At 73.2% G+C, this 16,204-nt stretch carries 13 protein-coding genes; 4 read left to right on the plus strand and 9 right to left on the minus strand.

Features of this window, described 5'->3' with window-relative positions; all coding sequences use genetic code 11:
- Nucleotides 1–196: 196 nt before the first annotated feature.
- The gene (locus QRN56_RS18945) at nt 197–1,213 is read right to left on the minus strand and encodes a LacI family DNA-binding transcriptional regulator (RefSeq protein ID WP_285105814.1); all 1,017 of its coding nucleotides are present in this window, start codon (nt 1,211–1,213) and stop codon (nt 197–199) included.
- Nucleotides 1,214–1,325: 112 nt separating this feature from the next.
- A complete protein-coding gene (locus tag QRN56_RS18950) occupies nt 1,326–2,330 on the minus strand; it encodes a DMT family transporter (RefSeq protein ID WP_285105815.1) in 1,005 nt (334 codons plus the stop codon).
- An 82-nt stretch (nt 2,331–2,412) separates the two neighbouring features.
- Here QRN56_RS18950 and QRN56_RS18955 point away from each other — a divergent pair, with 82 nt between their 5' ends.
- Nucleotides 2,413–3,324: a LysR family transcriptional regulator gene (locus QRN56_RS18955; RefSeq protein WP_285105816.1), complete on the plus strand. Its 912-nt coding sequence runs from the start codon at nt 2,413–2,415 to the stop codon at nt 3,322–3,324.
- Between the two features lie 58 nt (nt 3,325–3,382).
- A complete protein-coding gene (locus tag QRN56_RS18960; RefSeq protein ID WP_285105817.1) occupies nt 3,383–3,784 on the plus strand; it encodes an FKBP-type peptidyl-prolyl cis-trans isomerase in 402 nt (133 codons plus the stop codon).
- 91 nt (nt 3,785–3,875) lie between these two features.
- On the opposite strand, the gene QRN56_RS18965 is transcribed toward QRN56_RS18960, so the two are convergent.
- The 3 genes from QRN56_RS18965 to QRN56_RS18975 all read right to left on the minus strand — a co-directional run bounded on the left by QRN56_RS18965 (nt 3,876) and on the right by QRN56_RS18975 (nt 7,747).
- The gene (locus tag QRN56_RS18965; protein ID WP_285105818.1) at nt 3,876–5,888 is read right to left on the minus strand and encodes a pectate lyase-like domain-containing protein; all 2,013 of its coding nucleotides are present in this window, start codon (nt 5,886–5,888) and stop codon (nt 3,876–3,878) included.
- Between the two features lie 84 nt (nt 5,889–5,972).
- Nucleotides 5,973–7,349, minus strand: a complete 1,377-nt coding sequence (locus QRN56_RS18970) for a class I SAM-dependent methyltransferase (protein WP_285105819.1) — start codon at nt 7,347–7,349, stop codon at nt 5,973–5,975.
- Nucleotides 7,346–7,747 carry a DUF5997 family protein gene (locus QRN56_RS18975; RefSeq protein ID WP_285105820.1) on the minus strand — a complete coding sequence of 134 codons (402 nt, stop codon included), beginning with the start codon at nt 7,745–7,747 and terminating at the stop codon, nt 7,346–7,348. Before QRN56_RS18975 ends, QRN56_RS18970 begins: the two co-directional genes overlap by 4 nt.
- 155 nt (nt 7,748–7,902) lie before the next feature.
- Between QRN56_RS18975 and QRN56_RS18980 the strand changes: the two genes are divergently transcribed.
- Both QRN56_RS18980 and QRN56_RS18985 read left to right on the plus strand, forming a co-directional pair.
- The gene (locus tag QRN56_RS18980) at nt 7,903–8,853 is read left to right on the plus strand and encodes a LysR family substrate-binding domain-containing protein (RefSeq protein WP_285105821.1); all 951 of its coding nucleotides are present in this window, start codon (nt 7,903–7,905) and stop codon (nt 8,851–8,853) included.
- Between the two features lie 134 nt (nt 8,854–8,987).
- Nucleotides 8,988–9,656 carry a hypothetical protein gene (locus tag QRN56_RS18985; protein WP_285105823.1) on the plus strand — a complete coding sequence of 223 codons (669 nt, stop codon included), beginning with the start codon at nt 8,988–8,990 and terminating at the stop codon, nt 9,654–9,656.
- Between the two features lie 73 nt (nt 9,657–9,729).
- Here QRN56_RS18985 and QRN56_RS18990 read toward each other — a convergent pair whose 3' ends face one another.
- From QRN56_RS18990 to msrA, 4 genes are all read right to left on the minus strand, one after another.
- Complete coding sequence (locus tag QRN56_RS18990; protein ID WP_285105825.1) at nt 9,730–11,898, minus strand: alpha-galactosidase; 2,169 nt, start codon at nt 11,896–11,898, stop codon at nt 9,730–9,732.
- Nucleotides 11,899–12,000: 102 nt separating this feature from the next.
- Entirely contained in the window at nt 12,001–14,529 is a 2,529-nt protein-coding gene (locus tag QRN56_RS18995) for a glycoside hydrolase family 2 protein (protein ID WP_285105827.1), read from the minus strand.
- Between the two features lie 121 nt (nt 14,530–14,650).
- Nucleotides 14,651–15,253, minus strand: a complete 603-nt coding sequence (locus QRN56_RS19000) for a pentapeptide repeat-containing protein (RefSeq protein ID WP_285105829.1) — start codon at nt 15,251–15,253, stop codon at nt 14,651–14,653.
- A gap of 123 nt (nt 15,254–15,376) precedes the next feature.
- Entirely contained in the window at nt 15,377–16,063 is a 687-nt protein-coding gene (gene msrA / locus QRN56_RS19005; RefSeq protein WP_285105830.1) for a peptide-methionine (S)-S-oxide reductase MsrA, read from the minus strand.
- Between the last annotated feature and the right edge of the window lie 141 nt (nt 16,064–16,204).

Below are 16,204 nucleotides of genomic sequence, written 5' to 3' on the forward strand. Positions count from 1 at the left end.
CACCTACGGTAGGTGCCGGCTGGGCTGAACTGCGTTCGGCTGAAGCACGGCTGATTCACCCGGGCCGGATTGTCCAGCCTGAGTGAATCGGCCGTGCCCAGGCCGAACGAAATGCGGCTGTGCCGGCCACCCTTGCCGGAGGTGTGCTCACCTGCTCGCCTCCCCTCAGGCGGCTCTACGGCGTCCGCCGATGGTGTTACTGCCCGGGTGCCCGTCCGGTCGAGCCGCGGACGATCAGCGCGGGGCGCTCCAGCGGCACGGGCTCCTCGACGGTCTCGCCCAGCAGGGTCAGCAGCTTGGCCGCCGCCGCGCGGCCGCGCTGGAACGCGAACCGCTGGACCGTCGTCAGCGGCGGGTCCACCCACTCGCCGAGCGTGAGGCCCTCGAAGCCCACCACGGAGATGTCGTCGGGCACCCGGAGGCCCGTCGCCTGGATCGTCCGCATCCCGGCGATCGCCATGGTGTCGGTGCCGTACAGGATCGCCGTCGGCCGCACCGGGCCGGCCAGCAGGGCCGAGGTCTCCTCCGCCGCGCGCGCCGGCGAGTACTCGACCGGGACCACGGCGTGCGGTCGCAGCCCGTGGTCCGCCAGGCGCTGGACGAAGGCCTCGCGGCGGAGCTCCGGCAGCACGAAGTGCCGGGGCCCGCTGATGAACGCGACGCGCTCGTGGCCCAGGGACACGAGGTGGTCCACGGTCTCCGCGATGCCGGCGCTCGGCGGGTCGGCGTCGACGTACTCGATGGCGCCGGGCTGCCACGGGGCCCCGACGAGCACCGCGGGGAGGCCGAGCCGGGACATGAGCTCGGGCCGGGTGTCGCTGACCCGGGAGTTGGTGAGGATGATCCCGTCCATCCGCTGGCGCTCGGCGAGCGTGCGGTAGAAGTGGTCCTCGTCGTGCTGGCCGGTGATGAAGACGTTCAGCAGCAGCCCGTACTCCCGCGGGCTGAGCACCGACTCGATGCCGGAGATGAAGTCCATGTTCCCGGCGCCGACGCCCGGCACCTTGCTGTCGCTCGTCAGCACCAGCCCGATCGCCTGCGAGCGTGCCGTGCGCAGCGCGATGGCGGCGGCGTTGGGGCGCCAGTTGAGCTTGCGGGCGGCCTCGCGGATCCGCTCCGACGTCGCCTCCGAGATGCGGCCGTTCCCGTTGAAGACCTTGGAGACGGCCCCCGGCGAGACGCCAGCCAGCGCGGCCACGTCGCTGATGGTCACACGGCCGCTTCCCCGCGATCGGGGCGTTGTCCTGGGTGTTGTCATGGGGCGCTCATCTCGAGCGCCATCCTACGTGGTCAATCGGTAAACCAAGCGGTTCGGCGGAGCCTGTTCAGCGGAGCCTGAGCGTGGCCACCAGGACGCCCGCCAGGCACAGGCCGCCGCCGATCAGCGCGACCGGCGTCGGAACCTCGCCGAGCAGCGCCCAGGACATCAGGACCGCCAGGGGCGCAGCGGCGTAGGTCGCGGCGCCGAGCCGGCCCGCCGTCGTCCGCGTGAGGGCGAAGCCCCAGGTGACGAACGCGATCGCGGTGGGGAAGACGCCCAGGTACACCACGCTCAGGGTGGCCGAAGCCGGGGCTGCGGCGAGCTCGTGCAGGAGCACGGGCGCGAACGGCAGGCAGGCGATCGTCCCGGCCAGGCAGCCCAGCCAGGTCATGGTCAGCGAGTCGACCTGGGGCAGCAGCCGCTTCTGCAGGATGGTGCTCCCGGCGTAGACGACGGCGGCGACCAGCCCGAGGAGCACGCTGACGACGTCGGACGCCCCGCTCGAGGTGGCCAGCGCGATGCCGGCGACGCCCGTGAACGCGATGCCGATGCCCACCAGGAGCCGTGCGGGGAAGCCCTCGCCCAGCGAGATGCCGGCGAACACCGCGATGAGGATCGGCGCGAGGCCGACCAGGAGCGACGCGGTGCCGGCGTCGAGGGTGCGCTCCGCCGCGTTGAGCGCGAGGTTGTAGAGCCCGAACCAGAGCACGCCCCAGACGGCGACCCCCACCAGGGTCCGGCCCCGGGGCAGCCGCAGCTTGCCGGCCAGGGCGGCGATCACGGTGAGCGCGAGGGTGCCCACGAGGATGCGGCCCAGGGCGAGGGCGCCCGGCGAGTAGTCGAAGCCCGCGGACCGGATGCCGATGAACGCCGAGCCCCACAGCACCACGGTGACCGCGGCGGCGGCCGGGACCAGGAGGCGGTGCGTGGCCGGCGGCGCGCTCGCGCCCGGTGCGGGCGTGGAGGCGGCGGGCGGGGCGGCCGGGGTCGTGGCGGTCGGGGTCATGCCCGCAACACTGCCCGGCGCGAGCGGCGGCGTCTGGCGGCTATCGGCCATGGCGTTGGTCATGGTGCGATCCTCGTCCGAACCACTGTGAAGCACCAGCGACTGTTCCTACATCTGGATTCAGTCTGGCTGTACAGTGGAGCGCATGCTCGACGTCCACCGCCTCCGCGTCTTCCGCTCCGTCGTCGCGTCCGGATCCATCGGCGCCGCGGCGGCGAACCTCGGCTACACACCGTCGGCCGTCAGCCAGCACGTCTCCGCGCTCCAGCGCGAGACCGGCCTCAAGCTGCTGGCCCGGCACGGCCGGGGCATCCGGCCCACCGCCGCCGGGCGGGCCCTGGCCGCCCAGGCCGACGGCGTGCTGGAACGGCTCGGCGAGGCCGAGTCCATGGTCGCCGACCTGCGTGCCGGCCGTACCGGCTCGCTCTCGATCGCCTACTTCGCGTCCGTGGGCTCGGCCTGGCTGCCCGACGTCGTCCGGGTGATCACCAGGGACTTTCCCGGCGTCCGCCTGGACCTGGAGCTCGCCGAACACATCCCGGACAAGACCGAGGACCGGGCCGACCTCCAGGTGGCCGTCGCCCAGACGGGGTTCGACGCCGGCAGCGGGTTCACCGCGCACCACCTGCTCGACGACCCGTACGTCGCCGTGCTGCCGCGCAACCACCGGCTCGCCGACCAGGACGAGATCGAGCTCGCCGAGCTGGCGGACGAGTCGTGGGTCGACAACGACTTCGCGCGCGGCTGGTGCCGCCGCAACCTGCTGGAGGCGTGCACGGCCGCCGGGTTCAGCCCCACGTTCCACGTCGAGGCGCACGACTACCCGACGGCCGTCGCGTTCGTCGAGGCCGGCATCGGCATGACCGTGCTGCCCGAGCTCGGCGCCGTCCAGCTCCCGGCCGGCACCGTGGCCGTGCCCGTGGTGCGGCCCGCCCCGGTGCGCTCGATCTACGCGGTGCTGCAGGACGCCGTCGCGCACACCCCGCCCGCGATCGCCGCGCTGGAGGCCCTGCGCCAGGCCGCCGTCGCTTCGCGGGCAGCGGTGGTCGCCGCATAGGGTGGGCAGGTACCCGACGCCGGGCGACCGGCGTCATCCCGAGCGAGAGGCAATCCTCGTGACCACGCTTCCTACCGCCTCCGGGTCCTTCGGTGACAAGCCGGAGCTGACCTTCCCCGAGGGTGGCGCACCCGCCGGCCTGCAGGTGCAGGTGCTCTCCGAGGGCAGCGGCCCGGTCGTCGAGTCCGGGCGCACCATCGTGGTGAACTACCTGGGCCAGACCTGGGGCGGCCACGTCTTCGACAACTCCTACGACCGCGGCACCACGATCGACTTCCCGATCGGCGTCGGCGCCGTCATCGGTGGCTGGGACAAGGGCATGGTCGGTCAGAACGTCGGCTCGCGCCTGCTGCTCTCGATCCCGCCGGAGCACGGCTACGGTTCGCGCGGCGTGCCGCAGGCCGGCATCGGCGGCGGTGACACCCTGGTCTTCGTGGTGGACGTCGTCGACGTCAAGTGACCTGACCTGAAGACCGCTGAGTGCGGGGTACCTGCGGGACTGACGCCGGTCAGACCGCGGATACCCCGCACTCGGTCGTTCTGCGGGTGGGTCAGGGGTAGCTGACCACCTGCGGGCTGGCGAAGCTGCCGACCGCCGGCTCGCCCGTGTCGTTGACGACGCGGTTGATACCGCCGGAGCCGTTGAGGAACACGCTCGTCATGGACCTCAGCCGCACGCCCGCGGCGTCCGGCACCTGGATCCCGGACTGGACGCGGATGTCCACGCCCTGGTTGAAGAACGAGTACACGCCCAGGCCCACCGCGTCGTGCGTGGTGACGCCGTCGGCGACCCGGTAGGACGAGTAGCCCAGCCGGCTGCCGTCCATGAACGCCGCCTGCGACGGCGGGTCGTACGGGATCTCGCTCTGGTAGAAGACCGTACGGCCGCGCTCACCGTTCCAGACCGTCTGGTTCTCCTGGTAGTGCTCCACGAACAGGCCGGTCGCGGTGACGTCGTCACCGTTGACCACCACGCCGTGCGCACCCGTGTTGGTGTCCCAGCCGATGCCCTGGCCGTGGTCCCCGCGCCAGGCCCAGATGTGGTCGAGCAGGGTGTGGTCGCTGTTCACCTCGACGGACGTGACCGCCTTGCCGGCCCACGGCCCGCCCACGCGGATGAACACGTCGCTGAGCGTCGTCGGGTCGGCGGCGTCGCCGCCCCCGCCGCCCGGCGTGCCGACGCGCACGAGCGTCTCCGACTCCGGCACGTTCGCGTCCACGGTGATCCCCGCGACGACGACCCCCGGGACGTCGCCGATCTCCACGGCCGCGTTGCCCGACGTCGGGGTGAGCGACGCGTAGCCGAGGCCGAGCACGACGGTGCGGGCCCGGTCGATCCGGAGGGGAGCGTCGAGGTCGTAGACCCCGGGCGTGAGCAGCAGGTGCTTGCCCGACGAGACGGCCGCGTTGATGGTGGCGGCCGTGTCGGTGTCCGAGCGGGCCACGTAGACGTCGCCGATCGGGATCGAGCGGCCCGACGCCGCGTCCGTGCCCCAGTCCACGCCCTGGCTGTTCGTCGTGGCGTTGGGCACGAAGACCTTGAGCTCGCCGTCCGTGCCCCGGTAGAGGAACGGCGCCTCACGGCTCACCGGCGTGCTGTCGAGCGTGGTCTTCACGCCCTTGGCACCGCCGGACAGCGTCTGTCCGAAGTCGGTGGCCGGGGCGCCCCGCACCCCGGAGAACACCATGTTCCAGACGCCGCCGTCCCAGCCGCCCACCTCGGTGTTGCGGGTGAACCACTGCTGCTGGGAGCCGGTGGCGATCGTGCCGGACACGCGGGAGTTGGCCAGGTAGCCGCCGGAGGCGAACTCGCCGTAGCGGCCGAAGACCGTCAGGTTGCCGCGGATGTCGACGCGGCGCATGGGCGCCGCCTGCGACACGGCCCAGCGCATCTGGTGTGGCTCGGCCACGCCTGCCGGGTACGGCAGCGCGGCGTCGTCGCCCACGGGGCGCTGGATCGGGTTGAACGCCAGGTTGGACATGGACCGCCAGAACCGGGTCAGGGAGCCGGGGTCGCCGCACGCCCACGGGCTGTTCGGGCAGCCGACGACGGGCTCGACGTGCAGGGCGCCGTTGATCAGCACGTCGCCCGGCTGCCCGCCGAGGCCCGCGATCGACTCGTAGTAGCCCACGTGGGCGTTGACGATGCCGGTGGCCGTGGCCGGGTCGTCCTGGCCCGCGGCGCTCCCGTAGGTGCCGGGCTCGAAGAAGACCTGGTGCCGGTCCTGGCTGAACTCCGCCTCGTCGTTCACCGTGTCGAGGAACGCGTTGATCCGGTCGGCGGTCCAGGTCTCGTCGATGAACGTGACGTTGGGGCCGAAGTCGGGGTCGGCGGCAGCCTTCTTCGGCTTGGGCGTCTTCGGCTTCGTCGGCTTGTGCCTGGCCGGCTTGTGTGCGGCCGGTCCGGCCTGCTTCGTCGCGGAGGCCTTTGCCATGGTCCTGCCCTCGCCGACGGCGGTCGGCGCGGCGGCGGCAGGTAGCGCCGTGACCGCGGCTCCCGCGGCGAGCGATGCTGCGACCGCCGCGACGGCGGCGCCGCGCAGGGTGGTGCGAAGTGTCCTCATCGACAGTTCCTTCGTGCTCGGGGCAGGCCGGCCGAGGCCGGGCGTGCTGCCGTGCGGGTGCGCCCGGGCGAGCGCCCAGCCAGGCTAACCGCCGGTCACTGACATGTCGGTAAGTAGTTTCCGCACGCTCCGGGTCACGCTGAACCGCCGGTCCTGGGCCACGTGCTCGGTGGGCCCGACGGCGCGCTCCAGCGCGCGGCGGTAGTGCAGACCCGTGTTGAAGACGGTCCACAGCTCGCCGCCGTCGCGCAGCACGCGGCCCGCCGTGGCGAACATCCGGTGCGCCGCGTCGGTGCTCAGCGCGGCGCGGTCGTGGAAGGGCGGGTTGAGCAGCACCAGGTCGGCCGAGCCGTCGGGGATCGGGAGCAGGGCCCCGGCGTCGTCCCGCACGACCCGGCCCCTGACGCCGTTCGCGGCGAGCGTCGCGGCGGCCGAGTCGCAGGCGGCCCGGCTCCGGTCCGACGCGAGCACGTGCGCGGTGGGGTACCGGAGGCCGAGGACGGCGGCGAGGATACCGGTGCCGCACCCGAGGTCGACGGCGACCGGGTGGGCGTCCATGCCGGGGATCGGGGTGTCGGACGGGCCGGACGTGTCCGACGTCGAGGTCGCCGGGGTGACCTGGAGGTCTGACAGGTGGGGCCAGCGGTGCGCCTGGGCCAGGAGGAAGCGTGTGCCGTGGTCCAGGGTGGCTCCGGCGAACGCGGCGCCGTGCGCGACGACGGTGAGGCCCGCGGGCTCGTCCGGGTCTGCGCTTCCTGGGGCGGTACCGGGCGGGACGATCGCGTCCAGGATCTCCCGGTCGGTCAGCCGCGCCGTGACGGGGTAGGTGAGCGGCCCGACGTCGGCCCGCGGCCCCCGGGCGATCAGCAGCCGCGACTTCTGCCGGGCGAGCGATGCGCCGACCTGCGCGAACGACGCGCCGAGCACGTCGTTCATCGCGTGCGTCATGTGCTTGACCCGGCCGCCCGCGAGCAGCGTGACGGCGGGGTCGGCGTACCGGGCCACGTGCTCGGCGATCTCGGTCAGCTCCGCGAGCGACGTCGGGAGCCGGAGCAGCACGAGGCGGGCGCCCTCGAAGAGCCGGGGTTCGAGCCGGTCGTACTGGGTGAACCCCAGCCCGGCGGGTTCGTGCGGAGCGGGGGCGCTCGCGGCGGTCCGGGCACGCCCGTCCCACAGGACCTTGCTCACCCGCCTGGAGTTGGCGGACAGGGCCGCCTCGGCCGTGACCGCGTCCATCTGGGTGCGGACCTGGTGGGCGCCGCTCGCCAGCGCGCCCAGGGTCAGCGCCCCGAACCGGTCGCCGAGCACCACCACGCCGTCGGGGTGCTCCTGGACGAGCGCGGCGGCCTCGTCGAGCAGGAGCCGGTCGGTCGCGTCGGCCGCGACCGGGCCGTCGGCCCGCGACCCGTCCTCGGGATACGGCTGCAGCCGCGCGAGGACGGCCTCCACCTCGGGGTTCACCGGGCGGAGCGGGCCTTCTTCTCGGCCGCCTTGCGGGCCTCCTCGACGCGCTCCTCCTCGGCCCGCACCTGGGCGGCGGTCTGGCGCTCCTGGGCCAGCCACTCCGGCGGGTTGTCGCGCAGCTCGTCGATCTGCTCGGTGGTCAGCGGGTCGGTGATGCCGCCGCGGGCCAGGCCCGCGATCGAGATGCCGAGGCGGCCGGCCACGACCGGCCGCGGGTGCGGGCCGTTACGGCGCAGCTCCGCCAGCCACTCGGGCGGGTTGGTCTCCAGCTCCTCGAGCTCCGCGCGCGAGATCGGGGTGTCCTGGAACTCCTGCGGCGTGGCAGGCAGGTAGACGCCGAGTCGCTTGGCGGCGTTGGACGGCTTGAACCGCTGCGAGGCGAAGGAGGAACTCATGTTCCCAGGGTATCGGCGTGCGCCCCCCGCGCTCTCCATGGCGGGCGTGATCCTCGCCGCTCGTCGCGGCTGCTCGTCCCGCCGCTCGCCCCGGGTGCTCGTGCACGGCCCGCAACGCCACCGCCGGATCGACCCCGGCCCCGTAGCCTGGGGGCGTGAACCAGCCCGTGCCCGACGTCGGATCCGTCCCTCCCGGGGAGGTCCCTGACGAGACCCCCGACGCGACCGCCGACGCCGACCCCGCCGACGCCGACCAGCCCCGCTTCCGCCTCGCCTACGTGCCGGGCGCGACGCCGGGCAAGTGGGCGAGCGTGTGGCACGAGCGGCTGCCCGACGTGCGCCTGGAGCTGGTCCAGGTCGAGGCCGCCGCGGTCGTGGCCGCGCTGGAGACGGGCGACGTGGACGCCGCGATCGGCCGCCTCCCGGTCGACAAGGACGTCTTCTCCGCGATCCCGCTCTACGAGGAGACGTCGGTGGTCCTCTTCTCCCGGGACCATCTGCTCGCCGCCCTCGCCGACGACGAGACGGTGTCCGCCACGGACCTCGTGCAGGACCCCGTCTGGGTGCCCGGCGACGACGTCCTGTTCACCGGCGGCCGCCCCGTCCCGGGCACGGTGCCGGCGGATCCGGACGGCAACCCGCTGGAGCGGGTCCCGACCACCGCCGACGTCGTCGCGACCGTCGCCGCGAACGTCGGGGTGGCGGTGCTGCCGATGTCGCTGGCGCGGCTGCACCGCCGCAAGGACGTGACCTACCGCCCGCTCTCCGACGGCCCGACGGCGCCGGTGGGCCTGGTCTGGCCGGTCGACCGCACCACGGACCTCGTCGAGGAGCTCATCGGGATCGTCCGGGGGCGCACGGTCAACAGCTCGCGCGGCCGTGGCGGACCGTCGTCGCGCAAGGGACAGGACGGGGCGTCTGCCGATGCGCCGACAGCGAAATCCGCGCGGACCGGGGTGAAGAATTCTTCGAAGAGCGTGTCCGGGGCCAAGAAGAGGTCTGGTGCGGGGCGGGGTGCGGCCGCTGCCGGAGGTCGCGGGGGCGTCCAGCGCGGCAAGGGTGGGCGCTCCGCGCCGCAAGGAAAGAAAAAAGGCAAAGGCCGGTAGGGCGTAAGAAAAGTCCTTGTAAGGTATTTTACTGAGATAAACGGATATTGGCGATCTGCACCATTGTCGCTACGCTCCGGGGAACGTGCCCTGCGTCGGGCACCCGTCCGATCCCCGTCTCGAAGGAGCGCGCAGTGCGCAAGATGACTGTCCTGGGAGCATCCGCGCTCCTCGTCGCGGGACTTCTGGTCCCCTCGACCGCCGCGTTCGCCGCGCCCGTCGCCGGCGCTCCTGTCGCGACCACCGGCTCGGCCACCTGCCCGAAGGGCGGCAAGGTGGACGTCAGCGGTGAGCACACCACCCTGGTCGTCACCGCGCCCGACGGCTACCTCATCACCGGGTACTGCGTGAAGGCCGGCTCGGCCAACCAGGGCCTGGGTCCGGAGGACGTGGTCGTCGACCCGCCCGCGGCCGAGGTGACGATCTCGCACTCGTCCGGCAAGGCGATCAGCCACTACACGCTGATCACGGTCAAGGCCGAGCCGACGCCGGAGCCGAGCCTGCCGGGCGAGGAGCCGACGGTGCCGGGCGAGGAGCCCACCGAGGACACCGGCGCCGAGCCGTCGACGCCCGCCGTCGAGGAGCCCGAGGCCGGGGAGCCCGAGGAGGGCAACGCGCCGGCCGAGGAGTCGGCCCCCGCTGCGGGTGCCGACGCCACGACGTCCCCCTCCGCCGAGGAGCCCGACGTGCTCGCCGCGACCGGTGCCAGCACCGTCGTCGGCTTCACGCTGATCGCGCTCGCGCTCGTCGGCGGTGGCGTGACCCTGCTCGTGCTGCGGCGCAGGGGCGCGCTCGGCAGCTGAGCAGTCCGTACACCCCTACGGCAGCAGGGCGGGTCGGGACCGGAGCACCGGTCCCGACCCGCCCTGTCTCGCGTCAGCCGACCGCCGTCACCTGGATGATCAGCGCCTGCATCGGCCACAGCGTGGGGAGCTGCAGCCCGACCTCGGTCAGCACGGAGCCGGGCACGTCCATCGCCTCCTTGCCGAGCCAGCCGGGCGTGATGCCGCCCATCCACTTGGCGGACCCCACCTCGTCGCGCACCCGCACGCTGTAGCGCCGGTCCGGGTCGAGCCCGTCGAGCCGCACCCGCTCGGTCAGCGCGTCCTGGAGCGACGCCACGGTCGCCACCGTCCACACGCCCGCCGCCCGGTCGGGGGAGACGAAGCCCGTGACCCGCAGCGCGGGGTCCACCGTGTCGCCGTGCACGACCGTTCCGGTGTGCACGAGCGAGCGGAGCTCCTTGTAGAGCGCCGCGTACGCCGTGACCGCGATCAGCTCGTCGTCCGTGCAGGCCAGCAGGTCCCACTCGAACCCGGCGTGGCCCTGGAGCGCGGTGGCCACCCGGTACGAGAGGTCGGTGGTGCGTCCCGACGAGTGCGCCGGCGACGGCCCGACGTGCGCGCCGATCAGCTCGGGCGGCAGCACGAGCGACGTCCACCGCTGGATGTCCTGGCGCTCCACCGGGTCGTTGGAGTCGGAGGCCCACACGCGGTCGGTGATCTCCAGGATCCCCAGGTCGGTGCGCGCGCCGCCCGAGGAGCACGACTCGATCTCCAGCCCCGGGTGGTCCGCCTTGAGCCGCGCGATCAGCGCGTACGCGGCGAGGGTCTGCACGTGGGTGCCCGGCCGCCCCACGCCGTCGGCCCCGACGTGGACGGGCTCCGTGAGGTCGCGGTTGTGGTCCCACTTGATGAAGTCGATGCCCAGCTCCGTGACCAGGGCCGAGATCTGGCCGCGCACGTGCTCCCAGGCCTCGGGGACGGCGAGGTCCAGCACGTACTGCGTGCGGAACGACAGCCCGTCCGGCGACGGGACGGCCGCCGTGTTCGAGAGGATCCACTCCGGGTGGGCGCGCGCCAGGTCGGAGTCGAGGTTGACCATCTCGGGCTCGAACCACAGCCCGAACTCCATGCCCAGCTCGTGGACCAGGCCCGCGAGCGGGCCCAGGCCGTCGGGCCAGACGTCGTGGTCGACCACCCAGTCGCCCAGCCCGGTGGTGTCGTCGCGCCGGGAGTGGAACCAGCCGTCGTCGAGCACGAAGCGCTCCACGCCCACCGCGGCGGCGCGCCGCGCGAGCCGCTCCAGCTTGGCCGGGGAGTGGTCGAAGTACACGGCCTCCCAGGTGTTCAGCACCAGCGGCCGTGGGCTCGTCACGTGCTGCGGACGCGCCCGCATCCACGTGTGGAACCGGTCCTGGACGCCGTCCAGGCCCCGCGGTGACCAGGCGAAGTACGCGACCGGCGTGCGGTACGCCTCGCCGGGCGCCAGCCGGACCTCGCCCGGGCGCACGAGCTCGCCCGCCCCGAGCAGCGTGGCGTGCTCGGTGAGGTGGTCCACGCGGTGCGTCACGTCGGCGCTCCACCCCAGGTGGGTGGCCCATGCCTCGCCGATGCGGTGGCGCGGGGTGCCCGACGACGCCACCGTCACCCAGGGCGCGTCGTGACCCGACCGGCCCCGGCGGGTCTGCCGGGCCGTGCTGCCGCCCGGCATCGGCGTGGTGACGGGCGACTTCTCGCGGGACCAGCGGCCGGTGAACTGGGTCAGGTGGTCCGCGGACCGCGGCACGGGCAGCGTGGCCTCCAGCCAGTGCACGTCCACGGGGTCGTGTCCCTCGTTCGTCAGCTCGTGCCACAGCAGGACCAGCCCGCCCGAGCCGATCTCCAGGTGCGACCGCAGCGTCAGCCCCAGGTCCGGGTCGTGTGCCGTGACCAGCAGGTCCGCGGTGTCCCGCTCCGCCTCGGTGACGGTCCAGCGCGGGAACAGCGAGACGCCGCCCGCCGCCACGAGCAGACCGGGGCGGCCCGCCCAGCCGTCCGACTCCTGCGGCAGCAGGGAGGGCCGCCACGCGGCGTCGAGCGTGCCGGGCGCGGTCTGCCGGCTGGTCGCCGAGTCGAGCCCCTGCAGGTCGGCGGGTGACAGGTCGCCCAGGTCGGGCCCCCAGTGGAGCACGAGCGGCAGCCCGCGCTCGGGGTGGGCCACGACCACGGCGACACCGTCGCGGCGCAGCACCGACCAGCTGGAGACCTCGTCGAACCTGTGCATCGTGCTGTCCTCTCGCCCCCTGAACCACACCGTACGCGCGGTCACTGACATGGGATCGGGTTTCGTCCTGCTCGTACGGGTGATGTGCCGCGGATGACGTGCCTAGCGCGCCACGAGGTCGTTCTCGGTGCGGAGCACCGGCCGGGAGACCAGTGCCGCCGGATCGAGGTCGCGGCTCGTCGTGACGTGGAACACGGCCGTCGCACCCTCCGGGAGGTCGACCACCTGCTCGTCCACCTCGGCGTCCGGGTCGAGCCGGTCGGCCAGCACGGACACGCCCAGCGCCAGCGACGTCGCCGTCACCTCGACGCGGTAGCCGCCGTCCTGGGCCGTCACCGCGGTCTCCAGAGGTGCGGGGTCGAGGGCCAGGTCCTTGCCCTCGGCCCAGCGGTGCAGCCCGCGCTCCGCGCCGAGGGTCACGACCAGCACCTCGTGCGCGGCGTCGGCCACGGCGACCAGGTCGCCCGCCAGGGGGACCAGGGACACCGAGCGCGGCGGCACCACCACCTCGCGGTCCGACGTCGCCAGCGCCTCGCCGCCCAGCGTGGTCCGGGCCGCCGCCACCTGTCCGGCCCACGGCTCGTCGGTGTCGTTGACCAGCGCCGCGACCAGCTCGTCCCCGCGGGGCTGCACCGTGACCACACGGTCGGCGAACGCCTGCCGCAGCGCGTACCAGAGCGGCTTGCGCCGGCCGTCGCCGTCCACGGCCGCCCAGGAGGTCACGGGCCAGCAGTCGTTGAGCTGCCACACGATCGCGCCCGCGGTGCGCGGCCACCACGACCGGTAGTGCTCCACGGCGTACCGCACCGCACGCGCCTGGTTGAGCTGCGTGGCCCAGTGCCAGTCGACGAAGTCGTCGGGGACGTCCAGGTGCGGGGCCAGGCCGCGGTCGAGCTTGCCGTTGCCGTCGATCGCCTTCTGGTGCAGCAGGAAGGCCTCGGACTCCTTGAAGCCCTCCGGAACGGCAGCGCTGTCAGGAAGGATCGCCCGCTGGAGGGTCGCCCAGGTGGCAGGGCCCTGGAAGCCGAACTCCGACGCGAACCGCGGTACGTCGTCGCGGTAGTGGGTGTAGTCCACGCGGTTCCACACGTCCCACTGGTGGTGCGTGCCATGGTCCGGGTCGTTGGGGTGCACCTGCTCGGGCGTGAGGCCGGGGGAGTAGGGCGAGCCGTCCGAGTAGGGGCGGGTCGGGTCGACCTCGGCCAGCACCTTCGGGAAGAGCTCGTAGTAGTAGCGGGCGCCCCAGGTCAGGTCGCCCAGCCGCTCCTTCCAGCCCCAGTCCTCGTGGCCCCAGATGTTCTCGTTGCCGCCGTTCCACAGCACCAGCGACGGGTGCGGCGCCAGCCGGGCGGCGTTCTCCCGCAGCTCGGCCTCGAACTCGCCCCAGTGCGGGTCCTCCTCGGGGTAGGCGGCGCAGGCCAGCAGGATGTCCTGCCAGACCATGACGCCCTTCTCGTCGCAGACGTCGTAGAAGTCGTCCGACTCGTAGATGCCGCCGCCCCACACCCGCAGCAGGTTGAGGTTCGCGCCGAGCGCCTGGTCGACGCGCTGCTCCAGGCGCTCGCGCGTGATGCGCGTCAGCAGGTGGTCGTCGGGGATCCAGTTGGCCCCGCGCGCGAAGATCCGCTTGCCGTTGATCAGGAACGTGAAGCCCGTGCCGTGCTCGTCGCGCTCGCGGTCCACCTCGACGGTGCGGAACGCGACCCGGCCCGACCACGTGTCCAGCGGGTTGGAGCGGTCCTCGCCGTCGCCCGCGTAGACGGCCACCTCGATCGGGTACAGCGGCTGGTCGCCGTGGCCGGCGGGCCACCACAGGTCGACGTCGCCCGCCTCCACGCGGACGTCCAGGACGCCGCCGGACCAGCCCGCCGGGATGCCGGTGGTCGTCCCGCGGTCCCCGACGGACACGTCGACGGTCAGCTGCGGGGTGTCGGCCAGGCCGGACGTCTCGATCTCGACATGCACGTCGACCAGCCCGCTGCCGTCGTCGGCCACGGTGGCCAGCGGCGTCACGCGCGCGATCCGGGCCACGCGCCAGCGCTCGACCCGCACGGGCTTCCACAGGCCGGCCGTCTGCAGGTCCGGGCCCCAGTCCCAGCCGAAGGAGCAGGCCATCTTGCGCACCATGTTGAACGGATGGGTGTTGGCCGAGGGTCGCGCGCCGAGGCGCTCCACCTCGGCCTCTGCCGTCTCGAGCGCTGAGTCGAGGTCGACCACCAGGTTGGCCGGCGTGCCGACGAGCCCGCGCACGTCGTACCGGTAGGAGCGGTGCATGTTCGCGGTGCGGCCCAGCTCCGTACGGCCCTGGCCGACGGCGGCGTGCTCGACGTCCGTGTCGACGGCCACGCCGGCCACCGTGTCGATGCCCTCGAAGAGCAGGTCGACCCGCTCGTCGTCCGCGGCGGGCGGCTCGTCCAGGACGGTCGCGTACCGCCAGGTGGCGCGCTGCATCCAGGCGAGCGAGGTCTCGTTGGTGCCGAGGTACGGGTCGGGGATGAGCCCCTGCTCCAGCAGGGCGGTGTGGCTCGTGCCCGGGACCGTCGCCGGGACGGGGACCCCGGCGAGGTCCGCCGGGACGGGGCCGCCCGTCGCGGTCAGGGTCCATTCGGTCAGGTCGCGGCTGATCTTCATCGATCCTCGTCCTCCCAGAGCGTGCGCTCAGTGCGTGTGCGAGCGGACCCGAGCATAGGGTGCGCGTCGCCGCGGATCGAACCGATATCACCGGTCGGTTCGCACGCCCTCGGCACGGCGTTCAGTCGGGCCGGACCACCAGGCCGAGCCGCTCCGCCAGCAGGATCGCCTGGGCCTCGCCCACCACGGCGCCGGTCAGGTTCGCGCCGAGGGGGTCGAGCGACGACAGGTCGCTGCCCCGCAGGTCGGCGTTGGTGAGGTCGGCCTCGGCAAGGTCCGCGCCCGACAGGTCGCAGCCGACCAGGACCGCCCCGGCCGCCTTGATGCCCGACAGGTCGGCCTCGCGCAGGCGGACGCCGTCGAGCTGCGCACCGGCCAGGGCGGCGCGGTGCAGGTTGGTGAAGGACCAGTTGCCGCCCTCGACCTTGAGCAGGTCGAACCGGCAGTTGTTGAACTGCGAGCCCACGAGCTTGCAGCGCTCCAGCGTGGTGTCGAAGAAGACGCACGCGTCGAAGACGCACGACGTGAACGCGAGCTCGGTGAGGTGCGCGCTGTTGAAGCGCACGCCCCGGAACACGCACGAGTCGAACGTGGCGCCCGTCCCGGTGGCCTCCGTCAGGTCCACGTCGGCGAACAGCGTGGCCATGTGGTCCTCGCCCGACAGGTCGCGGGCGTACCAGTCCTCACCCTTGACGGTGAGCTCTGTGGCGGGCATCCGGATCATGCGGTCGACCCTACGGGTACCCACTGACAGCGCCCCACCGGTGGTGCCCCACGGACAGCGCCCCGTCGCCGCGGGCGGCGGGGCACCGGGTTCAGGCGGTCAGGCGGTCATCCGCACGGGCGGTCAGGCGGCGTCCGGGAACGGGACGCCCGTGGTCGCGTGGCAGCGGTAGCCGTTCGGGTTCTTCGCGTCCGACAGGTACTGCTGGTGGTAGTCCTCGGCGTAGTAGAACGGCCCGGCCTCGGCCGCGGGGGCGATCTCCGTGGTGATGGCGTCGTACCCCTTGGCGCTGAGCACCTCGGCGTACCGCTTGGCCGTCTCCTGCGCGGCCTCGGCCTGCTCCGGCGTGGTCCAGTAGATGCCCGAGCGGTACTGCGTGCCCACGTCGTTGCCCTGGCGGAAGCCCTGCGTCGGGTCGTGCCGCTCCCAGAAGATCTTGAGCAGCTCGGCCTCGCTGACCTTGGTCGGGTCGTACGCCACCAGCGCGGTCTCCGTGTGGCCGGTCCGCGCGGTGCAGACCTCCTCGTACGTCGGGTTGGGCGTGGTCCCGCCCATGTAGCCGACGGCGGTGCTCACGACGCCGGGGACCTGCCAGTAGATCTCCTCGGCGCCCCAGAAACAGCCCATCGCCAGGTAGAGCACCCGCGTACCCGGCTCCCACGGCCCCGTGATCGACGAGCCCAGCACGGAGTGCGGGCGCGGGGCCTGGAGCAGCGGTGCGGAGCGCCCGGGCAGGGCGTCCTCGGGGGCCACCATGGTGGTCTTGCTCGAACCGGAGCCGGGGCCGAAGAGGGAGTTCAGGAAGGTCATCGAACACACATCCTTTGGGTCTGATTCGTGCGGTGGCACGTTTGTCCATCACAACACGCACGGGAGCAGCGGTGTTCCGGCCGAATCCTTCTGCCGTCGGCAGATCCGGTGGCACCACGAGCCCGCGCAGGCCATCGTCGG

Source organism: Promicromonospora sp. MEB111, from assembly GCF_030209445.1.
Classification (GTDB): domain Bacteria; phylum Actinomycetota; class Actinomycetes; order Actinomycetales; family Cellulomonadaceae; genus Promicromonospora.